At 35.4% G+C, this 22,321-nt stretch carries 22 protein-coding genes and 1 other RNA gene; 21 read left to right on the top strand and 2 right to left on the bottom strand.

The features are described from left to right. The first annotated feature begins 69 nt into the window (after nucleotides 1–69). The 7 genes from MUN42_RS04500 to MUN42_RS04470 all read left to right on the top strand — a co-directional run bounded on the left by MUN42_RS04500 (nucleotide 70) and on the right by MUN42_RS04470 (nucleotide 3,881). Complete coding sequence (locus MUN42_RS04500) at nucleotides 70–651, top strand: DUF4355 domain-containing protein (protein WP_243343225.1); 582 nt, start codon at nucleotides 70–72, stop codon at nucleotides 649–651. A gap of 11 nt (nucleotides 652–662) precedes the next feature. After that, on the top strand, nucleotides 663–1,526 hold the full coding sequence (locus MUN42_RS04495; RefSeq protein ID WP_243343224.1) for a capsid protein: 864 nt from the start codon (nucleotides 663–665) through the stop codon (nucleotides 1,524–1,526). Nucleotides 1,527–1,536: 10 nt separating this feature from the next. After that, nucleotides 1,537–1,716 (top strand): hypothetical protein, encoded by a 180-nt coding sequence (locus tag MUN42_RS04490; RefSeq protein WP_243343223.1) that lies wholly within the window; start codon nucleotides 1,537–1,539, stop codon nucleotides 1,714–1,716. Between the two features lie 236 nt (nucleotides 1,717–1,952). Further along, entirely contained in the window at nucleotides 1,953–2,681 is a 729-nt protein-coding gene (locus tag MUN42_RS04485) for a peptidoglycan amidohydrolase family protein (RefSeq protein ID WP_243343222.1), read from the top strand. Between the two features lie 121 nt (nucleotides 2,682–2,802). Then, complete coding sequence (locus tag MUN42_RS04480; protein WP_347708756.1) at nucleotides 2,803–2,988, top strand: type II toxin-antitoxin system HicA family toxin; 186 nt, start codon at nucleotides 2,803–2,805, stop codon at nucleotides 2,986–2,988. A 32-nt stretch (nucleotides 2,989–3,020) separates the two neighbouring features. Continuing rightward, nucleotides 3,021–3,437, top strand: a complete 417-nt coding sequence (locus tag MUN42_RS04475; protein ID WP_243343220.1) for a type II toxin-antitoxin system HicB family antitoxin — start codon at nucleotides 3,021–3,023, stop codon at nucleotides 3,435–3,437. Between the two features lie 66 nt (nucleotides 3,438–3,503). Beyond that, nucleotides 3,504–3,881, top strand: coding sequence for a hypothetical protein (locus MUN42_RS04470; RefSeq protein WP_243343219.1), 378 nt, complete (start codon nucleotides 3,504–3,506; stop codon nucleotides 3,879–3,881). Nucleotides 3,882–4,408: 527 nt separating this feature from the next. Here the strand turns inward: MUN42_RS04470 and ssrA are convergent. Beyond that, nucleotides 4,409–4,763, bottom strand: a transfer-messenger RNA (tmRNA) gene (gene ssrA, locus MUN42_RS04465). 159 nt (nucleotides 4,764–4,922) lie between these two features. Here ssrA and MUN42_RS04460 point away from each other — a divergent pair. The 9 genes from MUN42_RS04460 (at nucleotide 4,923) to MUN42_RS04420 (ending at nucleotide 17,844) form a co-directional block, all read left to right on the top strand. Continuing rightward, nucleotides 4,923–6,056 carry a glucose-1-phosphate adenylyltransferase gene (locus MUN42_RS04460; protein ID WP_243343218.1) on the top strand — a complete coding sequence of 378 codons (1,134 nt, stop codon included), beginning with the start codon at nucleotides 4,923–4,925 and terminating at the stop codon, nucleotides 6,054–6,056. A gap of 1 nt (nucleotide 6,057) precedes the next feature. Beyond that, nucleotides 6,058–7,173 carry a glucose-1-phosphate adenylyltransferase subunit GlgD gene (gene glgD / locus MUN42_RS04455; RefSeq protein WP_243343217.1) on the top strand — a complete coding sequence of 372 codons (1,116 nt, stop codon included), beginning with the start codon at nucleotides 6,058–6,060 and terminating at the stop codon, nucleotides 7,171–7,173. Between the two features lies 1 nt (nucleotide 7,174). Continuing rightward, the gene (glgA, locus tag MUN42_RS04450) at nucleotides 7,175–8,611 is read left to right on the top strand and encodes a glycogen synthase GlgA (protein ID WP_243343216.1); all 1,437 of its coding nucleotides are present in this window, start codon (nucleotides 7,175–7,177) and stop codon (nucleotides 8,609–8,611) included. Beyond that, the gene (locus MUN42_RS04445; RefSeq protein ID WP_243343215.1) at nucleotides 8,592–10,832 is read left to right on the top strand and encodes a glycogen/starch/alpha-glucan phosphorylase; all 2,241 of its coding nucleotides are present in this window, start codon (nucleotides 8,592–8,594) and stop codon (nucleotides 10,830–10,832) included. Before glgA ends, MUN42_RS04445 begins: the two co-directional genes overlap by 20 nt. Then, nucleotides 10,833–12,749: a type I pullulanase gene (gene pulA, locus MUN42_RS04440; RefSeq protein ID WP_243343212.1), complete on the top strand. Its 1,917-nt coding sequence runs from the start codon at nucleotides 10,833–10,835 to the stop codon at nucleotides 12,747–12,749. Between the two features lie 2 nt (nucleotides 12,750–12,751). Next, nucleotides 12,752–14,446 carry a phospho-sugar mutase gene (locus MUN42_RS04435; protein ID WP_243343210.1) on the top strand — a complete coding sequence of 565 codons (1,695 nt, stop codon included), beginning with the start codon at nucleotides 12,752–12,754 and terminating at the stop codon, nucleotides 14,444–14,446. A 126-nt stretch (nucleotides 14,447–14,572) separates the two neighbouring features. Continuing rightward, the gene (locus MUN42_RS04430; protein WP_243343209.1) at nucleotides 14,573–15,076 is read left to right on the top strand and encodes an FHA domain-containing protein; all 504 of its coding nucleotides are present in this window, start codon (nucleotides 14,573–14,575) and stop codon (nucleotides 15,074–15,076) included. Next, nucleotides 15,069–16,337 (top strand): FtsW/RodA/SpoVE family cell cycle protein, encoded by a 1,269-nt coding sequence (locus tag MUN42_RS04425; protein ID WP_243343207.1) that lies wholly within the window; start codon nucleotides 15,069–15,071, stop codon nucleotides 16,335–16,337. Before MUN42_RS04430 ends, MUN42_RS04425 begins: the two co-directional genes overlap by 8 nt. Further along, nucleotides 16,321–17,844, top strand: a complete 1,524-nt coding sequence (locus MUN42_RS04420) for a penicillin-binding protein 2 (RefSeq protein WP_243343206.1) — start codon at nucleotides 16,321–16,323, stop codon at nucleotides 17,842–17,844. Before MUN42_RS04425 ends, MUN42_RS04420 begins: the two co-directional genes overlap by 17 nt. Here the strand turns inward: MUN42_RS04420 and MUN42_RS04415 are convergent, their stop codons facing one another. Next, nucleotides 17,845–18,630 carry an NAD(+)/NADH kinase gene (locus MUN42_RS04415; protein WP_243343204.1) on the bottom strand — a complete coding sequence of 262 codons (786 nt, stop codon included), beginning with the start codon at nucleotides 18,628–18,630 and terminating at the stop codon, nucleotides 17,845–17,847. A gap of 62 nt (nucleotides 18,631–18,692) precedes the next feature. Here MUN42_RS04415 and MUN42_RS04410 point away from each other — a divergent pair, with 62 nt between their 5' ends. The 5 genes from MUN42_RS04410 to MUN42_RS04390 all read left to right on the top strand — a co-directional run bounded on the left by MUN42_RS04410 (nucleotide 18,693) and on the right by MUN42_RS04390 (nucleotide 22,313). Beyond that, nucleotides 18,693–19,529 carry an RluA family pseudouridine synthase gene (locus MUN42_RS04410; protein WP_243343202.1) on the top strand — a complete coding sequence of 279 codons (837 nt, stop codon included), beginning with the start codon at nucleotides 18,693–18,695 and terminating at the stop codon, nucleotides 19,527–19,529. 301 nt (nucleotides 19,530–19,830) lie between these two features. After that, complete coding sequence (locus MUN42_RS04405; RefSeq protein WP_243343200.1) at nucleotides 19,831–20,484, top strand: YtxH domain-containing protein; 654 nt, start codon at nucleotides 19,831–19,833, stop codon at nucleotides 20,482–20,484. Nucleotides 20,485–20,494: 10 nt separating this feature from the next. After that, complete coding sequence (locus tag MUN42_RS04400) at nucleotides 20,495–20,938, top strand: DUF948 domain-containing protein (protein WP_243343199.1); 444 nt, start codon at nucleotides 20,495–20,497, stop codon at nucleotides 20,936–20,938. Between the two features lie 39 nt (nucleotides 20,939–20,977). After that, nucleotides 20,978–21,988 carry a LacI family DNA-binding transcriptional regulator gene (locus MUN42_RS04395; protein WP_243343197.1) on the top strand — a complete coding sequence of 337 codons (1,011 nt, stop codon included), beginning with the start codon at nucleotides 20,978–20,980 and terminating at the stop codon, nucleotides 21,986–21,988. Nucleotides 21,989–22,052: 64 nt separating this feature from the next. Then, entirely contained in the window at nucleotides 22,053–22,313 is a 261-nt protein-coding gene (locus MUN42_RS04390) for an HPr family phosphocarrier protein (protein WP_243343195.1), read from the top strand. Nucleotides 22,314–22,321: the final 8 nt, after the last annotated feature.

The following is a 22,321-nucleotide window of genomic DNA, read 5'->3' as shown; positions in this document are numbered from 1 at the left end:
GTCTTTGACTCACTCGACGTTAAAGAAGTGTGGAATATAGAGTCATACGGACTTTAAACGGGAGGGAATATGAAAAACTTATTTTTAAGCGATATTGATTTGCAAAGACTAGCGGAGGAAAGCACAGACAACGCAAGTCAAGAACAAGGTACAGACCCTACTAATTCTGGTGATGATAAGAACGGACAAGAAGAAAAAGAATATCTAAAGATAACCCAAGAAGAATTGAATAACATGTTTGATAAAAGGCTAAAAAGACAAGAGGAGAAGCTAACCAAACAGTTTGAAGAGCAATTGGAAGAAGAGAAAAGGCAAGCGAAGCTAACTCAGGCTGAAAAAGAAGCTGAGGAAAGGGAAAAGAAAGATAAGGAACTTGCTGATGCAAAGGAAACTATAAGGCTTATGCAGTTAAGCAATGACACATCTGACTTACTAAGCGAGCAAGGGATAAACCAAAGCTTTAAGCAATTCTTAATGGGCAAGGACTTAGAAGATACTAAGAAGAATGTTGAAGAGTTTAAAAAGACTTTTGATGAGAAGTTACAAGAAGCAGTAAAGGAAAAGACCAAGGGGTCAACTCCTCCTGCTGGTAACGAGCCTAAAGACCCAGAAGTAGGACTCTGGAGCATGGCAACTAATAAATACAAATAAAGGAGATAATAATGGCAACAAAAATTTATACTAAAAATTATGCAAAAATGGTAGCAGATATTTTTACAACTCAACAACACTTTTTTAACACCTTTGGTGGTGGACTACAAACAGCAGCCGATGCTGAATATAATGAGAACTTTTTAGAGTTAAAGGTTTCACCAACCAATGTGGTTATCCAAGATTATGATACTGGAGAGAATGTAGCTTTTGGATCTGGTACTGGAAATTCTTCAAGATTTGGAGAAAGACAAGAGATTAAATCTATAGATAAGACTGTAAAATATGATAATCCTATCGCAATCCATGAAGGTATTGATAGATTTACAGTTAATGACAACTATCAACAAATAATTGCTGAAAGAGCAGGACTTCACGCAAGAAAATGGGTTGAATACCTCAATAAATATATGGCTGATGCCCTAAATGAAAATGCGGGTAAAGAGCTTACAACTAGCCTTACAGAGGAAGCTATTAGCAAATTATTCTTTGAAGCCCGCAAAGAATTTGTAAACAAAAAAGTTTCTACAGGTATTGCATGGACAGCTTATGTAACTGCTGATGTTTATAATATTTTGGTTGAATCTAAGCTAACAACTACATCTAAAATTACCGCTGCGAATATAGGAGAGCATACAGTAAGTAAATTTAAAGGATTTGTCTTAAGAGAGTTACCTGATGAGTATTTCAGCGAAAATGTATGTGCTATCTTTGTACCTGATAACGTTGGTGTAGTTGGTCTAGGACTAGAAGTATACAGACTAATCGATAGCCCAGACTACAATGGTGTAGCTATCCAAGGAGCTGGAAAACTAGCTAAGTATATACCAGATGAAAATAAGGCAGTAATCATTAAGGCAACAATAGCAGCCTAAGGAGGAGTAAATGAAGGTAAAAACTACTAGGCAATTCTTTGATACTAGAGAAGATGTGTATAGGCACGAGGGGGACGAGTTTACGGTTAATCAAGATAGGTTTGATGAGCTAAATAAACTAGTCCCTGGTTTTGTCGTTGAAGTAAAAGAAGATATAAAGGATTTAAGAAATACATTAAAAAAAGATTAGGGGCTAGCTTATAGGCTAGTCCTGTAAATAACTTGTAAAAAAATTACTATGTGATATAATTTTAGTAGAGAAGCAACCTCTTAGCAAAAGCCCTTGACCCAACCATCAAGGAAAAAGAAAGATTGCTATCTCCATAAAAATCACCTCCTTTACAGGAGACAAATATATTATATCACATAAAGAACTATAGGCAGGATATTACCTGTCTTTTTTTATATAAATTTAAGGAGGAAGTTATGGGAGTAAAGGAAGCAATTAAATGGTTTGACGATAGGCACAGAAGCAAGGGGAAACATCATTATTCAATGGTAAATAGGTATGGCAATCCTGATTATGATTGCTCATCTGCTGTTCACTATGCACTAATAGCTGGAGGGGTCTTGCCAAGCAATATAAGGATAGGTAATACTGAAGATTTGTTCGCTATGAATGGCAAGTACCTTGATGAAGTCTATTCCTACAGGGATGTTCAAGCGGGCGATATCTTTATCCGTGGAGGTGAAGGTACTTCCCTAGGAGCAGCGGGACATACAGGAATGTTTTATAAGAAAGATGGAATTGTCCATTGCAATTACTCAAACAATGGTATATCCTACAATGACCGCACATCTTATGTGGACTACTTCCTTGATATGAATAGGTCATGGAACGAGAGATGTTTTAGACCTAGGTATGGGGGAAGAAAGACTACTACAAGTAAACCTAAGTCTACTAGTAACAAGGCTAGAAAGATTAAAAATGAAAACTGGCACGGAGTAACTATGGCTGTATGTAATGTGAGGAGTGAACCATCTACTTCTGCACCTATAGTGGCTCAATATAGACCACAACAAACAATCAACTATGATAGCGTATATGAGGGAGATGGCTACAGGTGGATTTCCTATATCTCATATAGTGGAGCTAGACGCTACGTGGCTTATAGGTCTTTGGCTACTCCAAGTGATCAATGGATTGATTTTTAGGGGAAACAAATACGGTGTAAAAACGATGTAGAAATTTTATGTATGATATAAAAAAAATAATAATAACTTGAAGTATACGCATAAAGGAGTATACTTAAAATGTAAGGAGGAAAACATGCCGATGAGCTCGAAAGAAATGATTAAGCTTCTAAAGAACAACGGCTTTGTAGAAATTAAAGGCGGTAAGGGTTCCCATAGGAAGTTTAAGAATTTTAAAACCGGTAAGGCTACAGAAGTTCCATTCCATTCTAAAGATTTAAAGAAAGGGACGGAACAAAAAATTCTGAAAGAAGCGGGACTTAAATAGTCCCCTCCTTACTTACATACAAGGGGGTTATTATGTACGTAGTTTATCCAGCTATATTTTATAAAGATAAAGAATCTGGCTATACTGTTGTCTTCCCTGACTTTGATGGGGGAGCTACTTGTGGAGATAATCAACAAGATGCTTTTTATATGGCACAAGATTGGCTAGGTTGTGTTTTATATGACTACTATGTTGAAAATAAGGAATTTCCTAAGTCCTCAAATGTAGAGGATATAGTAATTGAAGATGATGAGTATGCTATAAAAGAAGAATCATTTGTAACCTTGGTTGGCTTAGATATAGTTGATTATGTGAAAAAGGTTGATAAAAAGACGGTTAAAAAGAATGTTACCATACCATCTTATTTAAATGAAATGGGAAAAAATATGAATATTAATTTTTCCAAAGTATTAACGGAAGCTTTGGAAAAAGAATTTGATATAGATTAATATAAAGAACAACAAGCGATTATCATATGATAGTCGCTTTTTTGGTTCAATAAAATGGAGGATATTATGGCAGATGTAATAAATAATATAATACTAACACTAGTCAGCTTAGCCCTAGTTGGCTTAATTGGCTTTATAGCTGAATATGTAAAAACTTATGTAGAGAAGAATGTTAAGAATGCTAATGCAAGGAAGGCTATTGAAAAAGCTTTAGAGCTAGTAACCTTAGCTGTAAATACAACCAACCAAACCTTTGTAAAAGACTTAAAAGATATGGGTTCATTTGGCTTAGATGAAGCAGAAGAGGCTTTTAATGCATCTAAAAAGGCTGTGGTGGATATGCTAGATGAGGAAACAAGAAAGATATTAGATGAAGAATTTGCCAATGCTGATAAGTTTTTGAATCAAGCGATTGAGTCTAAGGTGTGGGAGAGCAAAAAGTAAATAGCTAATAAGGCTTGTCCTAATGCTGGGCAGGTTTTCTTGTGAGTACAAGTGATATTTAGGCATACTTTTATACTTTTAAAGATTTTAAAACGCTTAGAACTCAAAATATGAACGATTATTTATATTTCAACGTTTATAAATAAGGTAAGATTGTATTACTACCTTTATTGTCTTGCTAAAATAAAAATATACATGTTTTGAAAAAAGGGGCTGTTGCGTAATGAATAAATCGTCACAAAATCGTTAGCAGAACCTCCACGACAATTTGGCCTCCTTGAGCCGGCAGGCTTGCTTCCAATTGTCTAGGAGAACCTTATAACGATGGGACTATGATTGTTCATAGTTTTGCAAGAGCCCCATTGAATTTAGCAAACTTATCTTCAATATCACTAGCTACAAATCAGCTACAAACTAATGTGTTACTAGTAGTTAACAGTTTCTATTATACAAACAGATAAATAATTATAATTCATCGTTGGCTTGTATAAGCTTATAGTAGCTTGTATGAGTGTATAAAAATTATATGGTGGAGATGAAGGGGTTCGAACCCTTGTCCGCAGAAAATTCCCCAATAGCATCTACAAGCTTAGTAAGTTTTGCGTTTTCGCTTAGGTAGTAAAAAACTCACAAAAAGTTCCTAGGCTAGCTTCATTTTTCTACTTGTATGGCAAAGCTTAGATACAAGAGTTGTCGCGTGGTTTATGAAACAAATATCAGGCTTGCGACGAGCCTAATATTTATTGCTGCCTAAAATTAGGCAGCTAGTGCGAAGTTTGCTTCGCTGTTATTGTTTGCGTTTATATTTAATTGCCAATTTACGTTTTAGCATACGACTTGCTACTAAAGATTCCTTGACCACGTCGATACCAAGTCATCCCCATAGGCTAAACTATACTTTAATAAATCTCCTTGTCAAAAGTTAAATTTTAAGTTAAAATATAAGTGAGAAAAGGTTTTTACGAACCTCATTTTAAAATTTTTATTAGACTTATTGGGTATATATGTAATAGTTGAAGATTTCTTAGTTAAGGAGGAGTTATGAGAAATTCAAACAAGATAGCAGCGATGCTTTTGGCTGGTGGACAAGGTTCTAGGCTCAAAGCGTTGACTAGGAATATGGCTAAGCCTGTTGTACCTTTTGGTGGCAAGTATAAGATAATTGATTTTGCCTTATCAAATGCGACCAATTCTGATGTTAAGGATATTGGAGTCTTGACCCAATACAAGCCTCAATTATTAAACGAGCATTTGGGCATTGGAGCACCTTGGGATTATGACAGGAATTTTGGTGGCCTTAGAATTTTGTCCCCATATTATACTGAAGAAGGTGGTAGGTGGTTTGAAGGAACTGCTTCTGCTATTTTTGAGAATATTAATTATTTAGACCAAGTAAATCCTGAGTATATTTTAATCTTATCAGGAGACCATATTTACAAGATGGACTATAGGAAGCTTCTAGATGTTCATAAGGAAAAGGGGGCTGATTGTACCATAGCAGTTATGGAAGTAGATTGGGATGAGGCTTCTAGGTTTGGTATTATGAATACAGATGAAGATGATAGGATTGTAGAGTTTGAGGAAAAACCAGCAAATCCTAAGTCTAACCTAGCTTCTATGGGAATTTATATCTTTAACTGGCAAGTTCTTAGAAAAGAATTGGTTGAAGATAGCAAGGACCCTAATTCTTCTAACGACTTTGGTAAGGATATAATTCCAAAGATGCTCAATGAAGGTCTTAACCTATATGTTTATAAGTTTGATGGATATTGGAAGGATGTTGGAACAGTAAGAAGTTATTGGCAAGCAAATCTTGATTTGATAGATCCTGAAAATGAGCTAGATATTTACAATGATGACTGGAGAATTTATACTAAATCTTTAAATTTACCTCCTCATAGGATTGGTAACAATGGAGAGTTGTCTGAGTGCCTAGTAAATGAAGACTGTGTTATAGATGGCAAGGCTGAGAATTCTGTCCTCTTCTCATCAGTTGAAATTGAAGAGGGAGCAGAAGTCTATAACAGTGTCCTACTAAATAATGTTAAGGTTAAGAGTGGGGTTAAGGTTTATAATTCAGTTGTAGCTTCTGATATGGAGATTAGTGAGAATATTGGAAGCGAAAATGATAGCAACGTTTACCTTGTGAGTCAAGAGGGTATTGAGGAGGAATAGGATGCCAAATATTGTAGCATTAATATATAGTAGTGAGTTTAACGAAAGCAATTATGGCGAGTTATGTAAGTTACGACCTGATTATATGCTTCCATTTGGTGGAAGATACAGGATAATCGACTTTGCCTTATCTAATTTAACTAACCATGATATATCTAGAGTAATTTTGTGTTCTGATAGGATGTTAAGATCCACAATCGACCATATAGGTAATGGTAAATCATGGGAACTTAATAGGAGAAATGGTGGACTTTTGATTAACTCATCTGGAACAAGCAAGTACAGTGAAATCGAAACTTACTATGATACTATAAGATATTTTGAAGACCATAATAGTGAATATGTTTATATCAAGAATCCAATGTATATCAACAAGGAAGATATCACAGATGCCTATGAAAAAATGAAGGATGAAGACCTAGATTGCTTGATTTTCTCTACCAAGACTGTAGATGAAGATGGTAATTATTTAAATAGAAAGATTATATCATCTGATGAAAATGGCAAGCCACAAAGTGTGGGTATCAACCTCGGTATATCTGATGAGATAGATCTTTTCCTAGGATCATTTATGATTAAGACTGAAGTCTTCCTTAGGGTACTAAGGCTTGCTATGGAAAGAGACTCCAAGATGAGCCTCCTAAATGCTATCTTTACCTTGGGTGGAGATTTGAATATAGATTTCTATAGGGAAGATAAGGGATTTGAAATAATATCTGATACCAACTCATTCTTTGATGCTAATTTGAGACTATTGGATAGGGAAGTATTCAATGAACTATTCTACCAAGACGGCCTAGTATATACCAAGTCAAAGGACGAACCTTCAACCTCCTACACCAAGGAATCTCAAGTTAGAAATTCTCTCATAGCCAATGGTGCTATTATTAAGGGACAAGTTGAAAACTCAATTATCTTTAGGGGAGTTACTATAGGTAAGGGTGCTGTAGTCAAGAATTCAGTTATTTTCCAAGATACTGATATAGGTGATGGCGCAATTTTGAACTTTGTTATAACTGATAAGAGAACTAAGATTAGCAAGGACACTAGGTTATTTGGTAATAGGTCTCATCCATTTGTTACAAATAAAAATGAAGTTTTAGAGAAAGGAAATTAAGATGAATGTACTTTTTCTTAGTGGAGAAGCAGTACCATTTATAAAGACAGGAGGGCTTGCCGACGTTGCTGGAGCCCTTCCTAAAGAACTTGTCAAAAAAGGTGTAGACTGTAGGGTAGCAATCCCACTATATAAGGATATTGACGATAAGTATAGGCAAAAAATGGAAAAAATCACAGAGTTTTATGTTGATTTAGACTGGAAACATCAATATGCTGGCGTCTATGAACTAGAATGGGATGGGGTTAAGTTTTACTTTATAGATAACCTTGAATATTTTGGCAGTAGGGATGGTACCTATGGTTTCGATGATGATCCAGAAAGATTTATCTATTTCTCCAAAGCCGCAACACTTTTGGGGAAATATATTAATTTTAAGCCAGATATAATCCATTCTAATGATTGGCATACAGCCATGGTAAATGTATTTGTAAATGATTTTAGAAAGGGTGATCATTATTACGATGATATAAGAACCTTGTTTACTATACATAATCTAAAATACCAAGGGGTATTCGACTCTGACTACCTAAGACTTGCTGGTCTTTCAGGTTATTATTTTAATGAAAACGACCTTAAATTCTATGATGCCATTAACTTTATGAAGGGTGGTATAATCCACTCATCCTATGTAAATACTGTATCAGAAAATTATGCCAGAGAGATCCAATATCCATTCTATGGAGAAGGCCTTGATGGTATCATTAGGCAATATGCAGGTAAGCTCAAGGGCATAGTAAATGGTATAGATTTTGATATATGGGATCCAGCCAAAGACGGAATTCTAACTCAAAACTTCGATATTGGTTCCATAGACCAAAAGGTAAAAAATAAACTAGCCCTCCAAGAAAAATATGGACTTCCTCAAAGGGAAGATGTTCCTCTAATAGGAATTTGCTCTAGACTTACCGAGATGAAGGGACTTGACCTAGTAAGGTATATCCTAGAAGAATTACTTCAAGAAGATGTGCAATTCGTTGTATTGGGTACTGGAGAATACACTTACGAGGAGATGTTTAAGTACTTCGAGTGGAAGTATCCTGACAAGCTTGCAGCTAGGATTTACTATAGTTCAGATGAGAGCCATCTAATCTATGGGGCATCTGACCTCTACCTAATGCCTTCTATATCAGAACCATGTGGTATTAGTCAGCTGATAGCTATGAGGTATGGATCCCTTCCAATAGTAAGGGAAGCTGGAGGACTTAAGGATACAGTTACAGCCTACAATGAATATACAGGAGAGGGAACGGGATTCTCATTTGCTAATATAAATGCTCACGAGCTATTATTTTGCATCAAGAATGCTATCGACCTATATAGAAACGATAGGGAAAGCTTTAATAATCTAATCAAAAATGCTATGAGCCAAAAGAACGACTGGGAAATGTCCGGAGAAAAATATTTAGAATTATATAATGAAATTAAAGTCAAATAATATAAGCCAAGATGCGTTATTAGAAAGAATACAAGATTATTTGTATTCTTTTTATGCTAAGGATATAAAATACGCAAGAATAAATGAAATATATGACTGCCTATGTAGGGCACTAATGGAAGAGATAGGGAAAAAATGGGTCGACTGTAAGACAAATTATGATGGCTTTGAAGTATATATCCTAAGTTTTGAGTACCTTCCAGGGAAATTTATTACAGACTACATCTATAAGCTAGGCATAGAAGAAGTTGTGGGAAGCCTAATGAGTAAGATCGGTTATACTCTTAAGGACTTAGTCGACTTTGAAAAGCAAGCCAATATCGGTGTTGGAGATATAGGAATAGGGTCAAGCTATATTATAGGGGAGCTTGCCAACAAAAAAATCAGGTCAGTCGCCTATGCCTTAAGGTATGAAAATGGCAATCTCAAGCAAAAAATTGTAGATGGCAAGCAGGTAGAATACAGCGAGTACTGGCTTGCCAATGGCTACAATTGGGAGCATAAGAAGGGATTTTCTTATGATTTAAAGATTGATGGGAGGGATATAAAATCTTCAGCCTATGACATACCAATCTTATCTGATGATGCTCAATTTGTAGCAACACTTAGACTTTTTGATGCAGAACCAAGTAAGTCCGTAGACTACGAAGACTTTACCAGAGGAGATTTCTTCAAGGCCTATGGTGACTACATTGCTACAAGCAGTATCAATCAGTTTTTGTACCTGGACGATTCTTCCTATGATGGAAAATTAATAAGGCTAAAGCAAGAATATTTCTATACAAGCTCAGCAGTAAGGGATATTTTTAAGAGATATAACAACAAGTATGATTCAATAGATGGAATAGAAAATAGGATCAAGATTATAGTAAATGACGTCCATCCGACCCTGGCTTTGGTAGAATTTGTAAGAATTTTACTTGATGACTATGGCTATAGCATAAATGATGCCATCAAGGTGTGTCGCAAGGTCTTTGAGCATATTGCCTTCTCCATAACTGATGATACCATCGAGACCTATCCGGTAGATATGGTAAAAAGGGTCAACGAAGATATCCTATCAACAATAGTGAGTATCCAAGAAGAGCTTAACTTGGAAGAAGAGAAATTTGAAATTATTTCTTACGGTACTGTCTATCTAAAAAATATAAATCTCGCCCTATCAGACCAGTATTACTACCTATCCAAGGTCTTAAAGGATGAGAAGACATCAACTAGGCCCCTAGCCTTTACCTCACTAGGTACTGATAGGACTAAGTATGTGGATTCCAACAACTACGAGCTTATGGAAGTCTTTAAGGAGTTTGGGATAGGCTCTAGCAAAAAAGAAGAATTAATAAAAATCGATAGGCTAAGGGAAGATAGATATTTCCGAGATAGGCTAGAAGAGGCGAAGTTTACCAACAAAAAGGACCTAATCTACCTAACAAAAGAAAAAATAAATCCTTATTCTCTCTTTGATGTAGGCCTTTCTATTATCCATGAGAGTAAGAGGCAGATATTGAAGGGGCTTGCTATTGCCTACAAGTTTTTCACCTTTAGGGAAAACTCTAACCTAACCTACACGCCAACTACCTATGTCTTTTCTGGTAAGGCAAACGAGGGCTACTTTATGGCCAAGGAAACCATCAAATTTATCCTAGCCCTAAAGCGCCTTATTGATAGGGATAAGATTATAAGAGAGAAAATAAAGATAGTCTTTGTTGAAGACCTGGATGTGGAAAAGGCAAAAATAATTGTTAAAGCAAGTGATATCTACAATAACCTAACCCTTGCGAGCCTTGATAATGAAGACTTTCATTTATTAAATTCCTGTCTAAATATGTCAAATATAATTTCTACCAGGGGTGGTATTACTTACAATATTGACCAGAAAAATTCCATTTACAAGCTAGGTCAAAGCATAGATGAAATAAAAAATGATAAGTTTTATAGGGCCAATGATTTTTACTATGGATCTCCTATGGTAAAATATACAATAGAAAATTTAATTAGAGAGCCCTATGCAAATTTCCCCTACGATTTCAAGGTCATGTATGATCAAATAATGATGTATAACGACTCATTTAGGATTTTTAAGGACCTAGAAGACCTTGTTAATATAATGGATCAAGTAGGTAGGGACTACCTAGACGAAGAAAAATGGGTCAAGGGGGAAATTGATAATATCTTATGGGCTAATAATTTCATCTTAGATGATAAAATTGTAAGGAAGAGGTAAATGACAGTTAGACAAAGTGACTATGAGAAAAAAATATTTAACTTAGACTATGAAGATATCAAAGACGAAAAATTAGGAGCCCTATATACAAAAGATAAAACGACCTTTAGAGTTTTTGCCCCCTTTGCAAGAGAAGTTGACCTATTAATTGCTGATGACTATAGGAAGGCCAGGAAAGAAAGAATTCCTATGAGCAAAAATGATATTGGCATATATGAAGCAAGCCTTGATGGGGACTATGAGGGATATTTTTATACCTACCTGGTAGATAATAAAAACCAAGTTACCGATCCCTATTCCTTTAGCTCCTCTATAAATTCCCTGGCATCAGTAGTTATTGATCGCAAAAAAACAGACCCTGAGGGTTTTAGAGATACAAGTTATCCGGATAACAAAGAAGAAGATGCTATAATTTATGAGCTAAATGTAAAAAATTATACAGCAGATCCAACCAGCAATGTTAAAAATAGGGGGAAGTTCCTAGGCCTTAGCGAAAAAAATACTAGTTACAAGAATCTTACTACAGGGCTAAGCCACCTAAAGGAGCTTGGAGTAAGTCATGTTCAGCTCCTGCCCATCTATGATTTTATTTCGGTTGATGAGGATGGGGATAGATTTTTTGATGATGATAACTATAATTGGGGCTATGACCCAGAGCTTTACTTTAGCCCAGAGGGGTCCTATAGTACCAACCCCTACGACCCCCAAGCAAGGATGAGGGAATTAAAGCAAATGGTAAAGTCCTTCCATGAAGAGGGGATATCTATAGTGATGGATGTGGTCTTTAACCATACCTTTAAGTCCTATGATTCAAATCTAAACACCCTGGCCCCTAATTATTACCACAGGATGAATGATGATGGGAGCTTTTCCAATGGGTCAGGTGTTGGAAATGAGCTTTGCAGTGAGAGGGCCTTTGTTAGAAAGCTAATTATTGATGCCCTAACCTACTGGGTTTTGGAATATAAGATAGATGGTTATAGGTTTGACCTAATGGCCTTAATAGATATAGATACGATAAAAATTGCTCTTAAAAAACTAAAACAAATAAATCCTAACCTTATCATATATGGTGAGCCTTGGATGGCCTTCACTTCACCCCTTCCTTATGAAAAGCAAATCTTAAAGGGGAGTCAGAGGTCATCTGGCTTTGGGGTCTTCAATGATGACTTCAGGGATAGCATCAAGGGAGATGTGAATGGCTATGGCAAGGGCTATATCCAAGGGATATATTCTTACAAGAATGATCTAGAAACGGGCATTGCAGGATCTATTGCCTACGATAAAAGAAGGTCTGGCTTTGTAGATGATGCCAGCGAGACAATTAATTATTTTAATTGCCATGATAATTTAATTCTTTATGATAAGCTAGCAATTTCCCTTAATCAAAGTGAAAATATAGACGATTATGTGAAGATGGCTCTGGGAATTATTTTCTTATCCTTTGGTAAGCCTTTTATTTATGAGGGTAATGAATTTAACCATACCAAGAACAACGATGCCAATTCCTACAATTCGCCTTTAACTAATAACGCCATTAGATGGGACGAAAAGGAAAAAAATCTTGGTATTTTTACCTACACCAAGGATCTTATCAAGTTAAGAAAGAAGATTAAGACCCTAAAAGTTACCAAGGTTGAAGATATAAAGAAGTCTTTGAGCTTTATGGAGGGACTTAGAGATTGCTTGATAGCCTATGAGCTTAAAAACTTTGATGAAGACTACCTGGTAGTAATCAATGGAGATACCAAAGACCAGGTTATCAACAAGGAAAGGCTTGAAGAATTTCTTGAGAACAATGATTTAAAAGTTACAAATGTTTTCTCAAAAAAGGGTATAAATCAATTAATAGTGGATCTAAGTATGGGTCTTAGAATAGATTATAAGTCTGTTAATGTTTATAGAATAGGAGATTAATTATGGACTACAAAGAAAGATTTGAAAAATGGTTAGAAGATGATAGATTTGATGAAGAAACAAAGAAAGACCTTCAAAGCATAAAGGATGATGAAGAGGAAATCAAAGACAGGTTCCACCAATCACTTAAGTTTGGTACAGCAGGACTAAGGGGTAAACTCGGTGCTGGTACAAATAGAATGAACATCTACAATGTAGCTCAAGCTACCCAAGGTTTTGCAGATACCATAGCAGAAGAGGGAGAAGAAGCCAAAAAACGTGGTGTGGCTATAGCCTATGACGTAAGACATATGTCAGAAGAATTTGCCAAAGTTACAGCAGAAGTTTTTGCAGCAAATGGAATCAAGGTTTATATCCACAAGGAAATTCAACCTACCCCAGTTTGTTCATACACTATTAGAAAGCTAAATTGTGCAGCAGGCGTTATGGTTACAGCAAGCCACAACCCTAGAGAATACAATGGATACAAGGCTTACAACAACGAAGGTAGCCAAATATTAGATGAAACTGCAGATAAGATCCTAGGCCATATAGCAGAGCATGAAGATTTCTTTGAGATAGAGAGATTGCCATTTGAAGAAGGCCTAAAAGATGGAATTATCGAATACGTTAGCGATGAGCTAATAGAAGATTATATAAAAGAAATCCTAGACTGTACTATAAATGATGAGGGAATTGATAAGGACATCAAGGTTGTCTATACTCCTCTAAATGGTGCAGGTAACAAGCTTGTTAGAAGGATTTTAGATGAGAGAGGATTCAAAAATATTTATGTAGTTAAGGAACAAGAAAACCCTGATCCTGACTTCACAACAGTAGGCTATCCAAACCCAGAAGACCCTAAGGCCTTTAAATACAGCGAAAAATTAGGCGAAGAAGTAGGGGCAGACCTACTACTAGCAACAGACCCTGATTCAGATAGGTGTGCTGTAGAAGTAAGAGATGAGAATGGAGAATATGTATTCTTGACAGGTAATCTAATCGGATCTTTACTAACAAAATATATCCTCGGAGCCTTAGAAGAAAATGGAGAACTTCCAGAAGATGGAGCCGTAGTTAAGTCCCTAGTATCAACAGACCTAGTTAAGCCAATTGCCAATAAATACGGTGTTAAGGTCTATGATGTACTCACCGGCTTTAAAAATATCTATGCAGTTGCCAATGAACTTGATGCCAATAAGTCTGGTAAATTCATCTTTGGCTTTGAAGAGTCAATCGGCTATAACTACAAGGACTTTGTAAGGGATAAGGATGCAGTTAACTCTGCTATGATGATAACAGAGATGGCAGCCTACTACAAGGCAAAGGGTAAGACCCTCCTTGATGTAATAAATGAAGTCTTTGAAGAATATGGCTACTACTCAAACGAAGTAATCTCTATAGTCTTAGAAGGACTTGACGGTCAAGAAAGAATATCAAGAATTATGACTCAAATCAGGGAAAATCCTTATGAAGAAGTAGTTGGCCTAAAGGTTAAAAATATAATTGACTACCAAAACGATGACACAGGACTTCCAAAATCAAATGTTTTGAAATACTACCTAGAAGATGATTCTTGGTTTGCTATAAGACCATCAGGTACAGAACCAAAGATCAAACTCTACATCAATGCCATAGATGATAGCAAGGAAAAATCAGAGAAGAAGCTTAAAGAAATTAATGCCTTCATGCAAGGTGAAATTGATTCAATAGAATAAAAAATTAAGGCGTAGGCTTTGGCTTACGTCTTTTTGCTTGCAAGCTTTTATTATTGGTATAATTATTATAGGATATACTTGAACTTTTGAGCTAAATATCATAATATATATCCAAAGGAGACCTATATGGAAAAATTTTTTAATTTTATTGATAGGATATTTTCAGTAAATGTATTCGGAAATTTAACCCTATACCAATTACTTTCAACTATATTAAAATACATATTTGTTTTTATAGTTTTTTATTTTATATATTCAATTATAAAAATCATCTACTACGATGTAAGGACTACCCTAAAGAAGGAATCCAAGTCTGATACCTTCTTGAAGCTTGTCAATCTCGACCAAGGATTTGACTTTGCTACCCAAGAGTTTTACTATCTAGCTTCTGATAACACCATAGGAAGGGATGATAGGAATTCTATTTCTATAAAGGATAAGTTCTTGTCCAAGTTCCATGCTAGGATTGTAGAAGATGAGGGAATTTACTTCTTGGAAGATTTAAAAAGTGCCAATGGAACCTTTTTGAATGGGGAAAAGATAGCAGATGCCATTGAGCTAAAGAGTGAAGATATTATAGATATGGGCAGGCTAAAATTCTTATTTATCCAAGGTGGTAGCAATGATTAGGGCCTTCGATCTTAACTTAAGGAAAAAAAGTGTCGAAAAAAGGGCTATATTCTTGCTCTTTATCTTTGAGTTCCTATCCTTATCACTCTCTATGATATATAATATAGAAACCCTAACCAAGCCGGACTTCATAACCTATGTTTTGATCCTTCTGGCTACAGTTTCTTCAACATTAATCATAGGGAAGATTTCGTCGACAAGTTCAATTTTGCTTATGATTGTAAATATGCTCTTTTCGATTGGTGTAGCAATAATTTATAGGCTAGATCCAGGACTTGGTAAGAGACAGCTCAATTATTATTTGGTGGGACTAGTGGTCTTTTTCCTTACATATTTTATCTTGAAGAAGGTTCATATTTGGCATAAGCTAAATAAGTTTTATGTGGGAATTAGTATATTTTTGTTTGCCATAACCCTAGTATTTGGTTCTTATATAGGAGGAGCTAAGAACTGGATTATTCTTGGACCAATTAGTATCCAGCCCTCAGAATTTATCAAGGTACCCCTTGCTTTTTTCATAGCAAGTTTTTATACTCACTACTATGAGTACACGAAAAAGCCCTTTGGCAAGTACTATATGAACTTTATAATCTATGTGTTTATAGGGTTTTTATTCTTGCAAAAGGACTTGGGAACTGCCCTTATATTTTTTGGAACAATGATCTTGAGCCAATTTGTCTATGACAAGGATAGGAAGCTTATTCTTATTAATATGATTTTGATGATATTAGGATCTATTGTGGCCTACTTCTTATTTGCCCATGTTAGGGTTAGGGTTGCTACTTGGAAGGACCCTTGGTCAGATATAGATGTTACTGGCTATCAGATAACTCAGGCACTTTTTGCCATGGCTTCTGGTGGACTATTTGGATCTGGTATAGGCCTTGGTAGGCCAGACTTTGTACCAGTTGCAGAGTCAGACTTTATCTTCCCTGCTATCTGTGAAGAAATGGGTGTATTTATGGGGATTGCCGTTATACTTTTGTTTATGATTTTGGTTTACAGGGCAATAAAAATTTCCCTCATCCAAAAGGATAGGTTCTATTCGATCTTAGCCTTTTGTATAGGAATTCTCTTTGCCCTTCAGACCTTCATAATCTTAGGAGGAGTCATGCAAATTATTCCTTTAACGGGTGTAACCCTTCCTTTCATAAGCCAGGGAGGATCATCAATGGTGGCAGGATTTATACTCCTAGCAGTCCTCCAATATGCTGGCGAAGAAATTAAGTACGGGGATGAAGAAGATGAAGAAAGATTATAATATAAGCAAAAAAAGAAAAGATTCGGAGTCTTTACTTTCGAAAATAAGGAAAAAAGAAGAGAAAAAAAGACTTAAGGAAAATAATGAACTAAATGTTCTTTCAAAAATAACCCTAAACCGTAGGCTTATTATGACAATGGTTTTATTTGTGGGACTCTTTATGGGACTTGCCCTATATATGGTTTACTTTCAACTTTTTAAAAGTAACAAGATAGAAAATCACTCCCACAATAGGAGGCTTTGGGTTGATGAAGATAAGGTCCATAGGGGATCTATCTACGATAGGAACGAAAATGTCCTAGCCTACAGTGACTATGATGAAAATGGAAGCCAGTACCGAGTTTACAATTACGGTAGAGCTGCAGCCTTTGTTACTGGCTATAATTCTAAGACCTATGGAAAGTCTGGTATTGAGAAATCCTACAATAAGTTCCTCCTGGCACTTAGTGAAGATAGCCAGTCTAAGTTTAGGAAGATGGTAATCAATAACGATACGGGTTATGACTTACATCTATCTATTGATCAAAATATCCAAAATATAGTCTATAAATATATGGAAAATATTGTGGGAGCCTGTGTAATTATGGATCCTAGAACAGGTGAGGTCTTGGCCTTAGTGTCAAATCCTACCTTTGATCCAAATACCATTGATGAAGACTGGGATAGTATAATTCAAAATAATGACGGTTCTCTAGTAAATAGGGCAACCAATGGAGGATATAGGCCAGGTTCTACCTTCAAGATTGTAACAGCAACTGGAATCTTGGAAAATGATATAGACGAGACCTACCAAGATACAGGTAGTGAAGAAATCCAAGGTTACGAAATCAAAAATTATGCTGATCAAGTCTATGGCTTTCTTGACTTAAGATCAGCCTTTGTAAACTCTGTCAATACCTATTTTGCCAACAAGACCGATGTTTTGGGCAAGGATAAGTATGAGTCACTAGCAGAGAGATTTATGATAAATAGGGATTATAACTTTGACCTAGATAAGCTAAACTCTATAATTCCTTTTGATGAATTAAATAGGGTAGATACTGCGATGACAGGTTTTGGTTATGGAAAAAGTCAAATTACTCCTCTCCACATGGCTATGATAACTTCTGCCATAGCAAACGAGGGCAAGATGATGGCGCCTAGACTTGTAAATAAAATAGTAGATAAGGAAGGGAATATAGTAAAAGAAAATAAGGATAAGCTCCTATCAGAAGTAACAAGTGCTGATAATGCCAAGGCCATTAGAGATATGATGGTAGAAGTAGTAACCAAGGGAACTGGAATTAATGCCTACCTTGACTATCTCCAAATAGCAGGAAAGACTGGTACAGCTGATAAGGAAGGGGACCTAGTAGATGCTTGGTTTGTGGGCTTTGCCCCAGCCTATGATCCCAAACTTACTATCTCCCTTGTGGTAGAAGATAGTGAAGGGACAGGAGGGGAGGTAGCTGCTCCCCTAGCCAAAAATATCCTAGATGAAATCTACATGAATGTAGACCTAGATTAATTACATTAACTTGTCCTTGATATTTGACCAATATTGGTTCTTATCGAGGATAACCTTGTTAATCTTTTTCTTAGATAAGGTTGTTTTAATCCTAAAGTCACCACTAATTTCTTGCCTACCATCAAAGATTAGGACTGTATGGTCAAAATCTCTTTTTGAAACACTTATTTCAATAGTAGCATCTTGAGGGAGAACTATAGGGGCTCTCAAGGTGTTGTTTAAATTAGAATAAACTGGAGAAATAGGGGTTAATTCAAAGCCGTTAAGACTTTGGTGGAGGATGGCACCACCTGCTGATAGACTGTAGGCAGTTGACCCATGAGGTGTAGATATGATAAGTCCATCACCAGCAAAAGACTCAATAAAAATCCCATCAATGAAGACCTTTAGCCTAATCATTTGAGATTTATTGGACTTGATTACTAGTTCATTTATGGAATCAAAGGTCTTATTTTTAAATTTTGTTTCGAGGACAGATAATATCTCCATGTGGTAGTTGCCATTAGAAAAATCTCTTACAAAATCCTCGATATTGTCTGGTTCAATTTCTTGGTAAAAACCTAGATGGCCAGTGTTTATCCCTACAAAGGGAATTTGTGAAAACTTGGATTGGTGGACGGCATTAATAAAGGCACCGTCACCACCTAAGACTAGGTTTAAAGCTGCGTCATCTTCATAGTAGGGGGTGATTTTGTAGCCATACCTGTGTAAAATTTTCTTAGTTTTTTGATAAGTTGACTTAGTTAACTTAGATCTATTTTTAAAAATATTAATCTTATTATTCATTTGAAAATCCTTTCTCATATAATATTATAACATAGAGAATAGAAGATAAAATAGGGGAGAATATGAAATATTTATCATATAAAGTAAAGGAAGGAATTCAAACAAGAAAGTTCCTAAAGGATCTGGGTTTTTCCAAAAGGTCAATAGAACAAATCCTAAAAGAAGGCTACTTATTAAATGAGAAAAAAGTTTACAAGAGCCAAAAACTAAAGGCATCTGACCAGGTTAAAATCCCAATTCCAGAAGAGGAAATAGACTATGAACCCATAGCAGGAAAGATAAAAATAGCCTACGAAGATGAAAATACCCTGGTTATAAATAAGGATCCAGGTATCACCATGAATTCTATGGGTCAAGTAAGCCTTGCTAATCATCTTGCTTATTATTTCAAAGAAAAAAATATAAAAGCCAAAATCCGTTTTGTAAATAGGCTCGATATGTCTACTTCAGGCCTACTAATAGTAGCCAAGAATAAATTTGCCCAAGGTTACTACCAAGATCTCATAGAAAAGAATTTAATGGAGAAAAAATACCTAGCCTTAGTAGAAGGAAGGCTAGATATAGATAGGGAAGTAAGAATAAATATAGCTTATCATGAGGAAGATAAAAAATATAAGGTATCTGAAAATGGCAAGCTTGCTAGGACAATTTTTAAAACAGTGAAGACCTATGACGAGTTTTCCCTGATAGAATGTAAGATCCTTACGGGCAAAACCCATCAGATAAGGCTATCCTTAAGTTCACTAGGGCATCCCATAGTAGGAGATAGGCTCTATGGATCAGATATAGATATTGAAAGATTCTACCTCCACTCCTACTTTTTAAAATTTAAGAGCTTTTATGGTAAGGAAAACATATCAATCAAATATCCTTATGATTTCAAAGGATTTACTTCATAACTATGAAAATTTTATTTGCAAAAATCCTTTTCATATATTATAATAAGAATATCCTAAGGGTTTTGGTCCAAATTTAAACCTACAACTTTTATAAGGGATTGCGGAGTCCTAACTTTGATGACACGCCTCCGTAGAGTGGAAGTCAGAGATTTTAGGCAGCTTGCCCACCTTCACATACGCGAAGGTCTTAAAGATAGGGCCACCTTAGGATTTATTAATTTACGTTTAAATTTCTTGAGAAAAGGGTATTATAATTAATAAATAAACTTAAATTTAAAGGAGTAAATATAAAGGAGTAAATATGTCAATATCAGATTACATTGAAGAACGTGCAAAAGCTAAAAGAAGAGAAATAAAATATGAAATTTGGAAGGCTAAAAACCATGATAATAGGATGAGAGGACAAGGTCTATTATTTGGTGCTTTAGTTGGAGTTGCTGCAGGAGTTTTACTTGCACCAAAATCAGGTAAAGAGACTAGAGAAGATTTAGCAAATGCTGTAAATGATACAGTAGAAAATGTTAAAGAAGGCGCTAAAGATGCCATAGATACAGCTAAGGATACTTATGAAGACATCAAATACAGAGCTTACACAGACCTAAAACCTATTAAAGATGGCTTTGAATATGGAAGCGAAATCGTAAAAGAAACTGGAAATGAAATCAAAGAATCATCTAAAGAAGCCTTTGAAGAAATCAAAGAAGGTGCTGGAGAAGTAGCTAACATTGTTAAAGAAGGATCTAAAGATGTCAAAGATGTTGCCAAGAAAACAGGTGAAGAAGTAAAAGAAACTGCAAAAGATGCAGGCGAAGAAATCAAAGAAGGCAGCAAGGATGTTAAAGATGCTGCAAAGGAAACAGGTAAAGAAGTTAAGGAAACTGCAAAAGACACAGGAAAAGAAGTAAAAGATACAGCTAAAAAAGTTAAAGAAGACAACAAGGCAAAGAAAAACTAAGGGGATTTAAATGTTAACAATTAATTTTGAACTTCTTGGGTCAGTTGTTCTTACAATATTAGGTATTGTAGCCCTAGTATTTTTGATTCTTTTCCTAAAGAATTTAATCACTTTGCTCAACAAGGTTCAAGGAGTACTTGATAAGAACCAAGATAATTTAGATCAAGTAATAGGAAAACTTCCAAAACTTACCGAAGAAGCAAATAACTTAGTAGCTAATATTAATTCTATAACAAGCGATCCTAATTTAAAGATGGCTATAGCTAAAGCAAATGACACAATGACAAATGTTAATAGCATAACTGATGATATACGTGATACTGTAAATTACGTAGGAGTAACAGCAGTAGATAGTATTGATTCATTAGGTTCTGGTGTAGCCTCTATTACAGACTATTCTTCATTGATTATGGATGTAATTGATATAGTTAGAAATGTATTAGGTGGTAGATAATATTGGGTCATCTTATGATGACCTTTTTTAGGAGGAGAAATGAGTCAACCAACGATTAAAGATGTAGCTAAGCTTGCTGGAGTTTCTATTTCTACAGTATCGAGAGTTATGAATAATTCTAAACCTGTAAGCCCTGAAGCAAGAAAAAAAGTTTTAGATGCCATTAACAAACTTCAATTTAAGCCTAATGAGCTAGCAAGGTCTCTTGTAATGCGTAGGTCAAACCTAATTGGTGTTATAGTAGAAGATTTGGGTATAGAATACATGGCCCAATTGATTAGGGGAGTTGAAGAAATTGGTAGGGTTTATAAATACGATATCCTCCTATCAAGCTCTTATGGTGATGATGAATCTCTTGAAAATGCCATTGACTTTTTGGCGACTAAACAAGTAGAAGGTTTAATTATAATTACCGAAAATATTTCAGCTGAAGTTTTAGTTAAGCTAAGAAACAGAAGAATTCCATTTGTCTTATTAGATAAGTACCATGTTTACAATAATATTAAGACTGTAAAAATCGATTACAAGGAAGAAGAAAAGAAGCTTATTGAATTTCTAATAAACAAGGGACATGATAACTTCTTATACATCAACCATGATGAAAATAATATCTTAAACCAATCAATGTTGAAGGGCTTCTTGGAAGCAACAGAAGAAAATTCTAAGAAGGGGCTTGTTATCAACTGCCAAGGTGGAACTTCTGATGATGGCTACAGTATAGGGGATGAGGCTAAGAAAATCATAGAGAGCGAAGGAATTACTGCGGCAACCTGTGTAAATGATGAAGTAGCCATAGGATTTATAAATTATTGTGTAGATAATAATATCAGAGTTCCAGAAGATATAAGTATAGCCGGCTTTGGTGGTAGTACTATTGCCAATATATATAGGCCAAAACTTACAACAGTGGCAGTTCCTTACTATGATATAGGAGCCATAGCAATTAGGGCTTTAATTAAGAGAATCAAGGAAGAAGAAGATATTCTTGAGAATGATTGGATTATAGAAGGTCAAATAGTTAGGAGAGAATCAACCAAGTCTTTATCTTAACTGTTGTTAAATGCGAAAAATATAGTAAAATAAAATTGTAAATATTAATAGGAGGCAGTCAATTATGGCAGAAAGAAAAGTAGTAGTAACAAATGAAACAGGCCTACACGCTAGACCAGCAGCTTCATTAGTTCAATTTGTAAAAAATTATCCAGGTGAAGTTAAAATTATTAAAGAAGGAAAAGAAGCAAATGCTAAGTCAATCTTTAACGTAATGAGCCTTGGTATAGCTAAGGGAACAGAAATTACTATAGTAGTTGAAGGCGATGACGAAGATAAATTTGCCGATGAACTAGTAGATTTTATCAATAACTTATCTGAATAATAATAGTA

It is taken from the genome of Anaerococcus sp. AGMB09787 (assembly GCF_022808955.1).
Lineage (GTDB): Bacteria > Bacillota > Clostridia > Tissierellales > Peptoniphilaceae > Anaerococcus.
Note: the sequence above shows the minus strand (reverse complement) of the source record. Positions and strands in the feature narration are given on the sequence as shown.

Coding starts and splice junctions, on each gene's coding strand:
- MUN42_RS04500 (WP_243343225.1), top strand. CDS start 70: ATGAAAAACTTATTTTTAAGCGATATTGATTTGCAAAGACTAGCGGAG.
- MUN42_RS04495 (WP_243343224.1), top strand. CDS start 663: ATGGCAACAAAAATTTATACTAAAAATTATGCAAAAATGGTAGCAGAT.
- MUN42_RS04490 (WP_243343223.1), top strand. CDS start 1,537: ATGAAGGTAAAAACTACTAGGCAATTCTTTGATACTAGAGAAGATGTG.
- MUN42_RS04485 (WP_243343222.1), top strand. CDS start 1,953: ATGGGAGTAAAGGAAGCAATTAAATGGTTTGACGATAGGCACAGAAGC.
- MUN42_RS04480 (WP_347708756.1), top strand. CDS start 2,803: ATGAGCTCGAAAGAAATGATTAAGCTTCTAAAGAACAACGGCTTTGTA.
- MUN42_RS04475 (WP_243343220.1), top strand. CDS start 3,021: ATGTACGTAGTTTATCCAGCTATATTTTATAAAGATAAAGAATCTGGC.
- MUN42_RS04470 (WP_243343219.1), top strand. CDS start 3,504: ATGGCAGATGTAATAAATAATATAATACTAACACTAGTCAGCTTAGCC.
- MUN42_RS04460 (WP_243343218.1), top strand. CDS start 4,923: ATGAGAAATTCAAACAAGATAGCAGCGATGCTTTTGGCTGGTGGACAA.
- glgD (WP_243343217.1), top strand. CDS start 6,058: ATGCCAAATATTGTAGCATTAATATATAGTAGTGAGTTTAACGAAAGC.
- glgA (WP_243343216.1), top strand. CDS start 7,175: ATGAATGTACTTTTTCTTAGTGGAGAAGCAGTACCATTTATAAAGACA.
- MUN42_RS04445 (WP_243343215.1), top strand. CDS start 8,592: ATGAAATTAAAGTCAAATAATATAAGCCAAGATGCGTTATTAGAAAGA.
- pulA (WP_243343212.1), top strand. CDS start 10,833: ATGACAGTTAGACAAAGTGACTATGAGAAAAAAATATTTAACTTAGAC.
- MUN42_RS04435 (WP_243343210.1), top strand. CDS start 12,752: ATGGACTACAAAGAAAGATTTGAAAAATGGTTAGAAGATGATAGATTT.
- MUN42_RS04430 (WP_243343209.1), top strand. CDS start 14,573: ATGGAAAAATTTTTTAATTTTATTGATAGGATATTTTCAGTAAATGTA.
- MUN42_RS04425 (WP_243343207.1), top strand. CDS start 15,069: ATGATTAGGGCCTTCGATCTTAACTTAAGGAAAAAAAGTGTCGAAAAA.
- MUN42_RS04420 (WP_243343206.1), top strand. CDS start 16,321: ATGAAGAAAGATTATAATATAAGCAAAAAAAGAAAAGATTCGGAGTCT.
- MUN42_RS04415 (WP_243343204.1), bottom strand. CDS start 18,630: ATGAATAATAAGATTAATATTTTTAAAAATAGATCTAAGTTAACTAAG.
- MUN42_RS04410 (WP_243343202.1), top strand. CDS start 18,693: ATGAAATATTTATCATATAAAGTAAAGGAAGGAATTCAAACAAGAAAG.
- MUN42_RS04405 (WP_243343200.1), top strand. CDS start 19,831: ATGTCAATATCAGATTACATTGAAGAACGTGCAAAAGCTAAAAGAAGA.
- MUN42_RS04400 (WP_243343199.1), top strand. CDS start 20,495: ATGTTAACAATTAATTTTGAACTTCTTGGGTCAGTTGTTCTTACAATA.
- MUN42_RS04395 (WP_243343197.1), top strand. CDS start 20,978: ATGAGTCAACCAACGATTAAAGATGTAGCTAAGCTTGCTGGAGTTTCT.
- MUN42_RS04390 (WP_243343195.1), top strand. CDS start 22,053: ATGGCAGAAAGAAAAGTAGTAGTAACAAATGAAACAGGCCTACACGCT.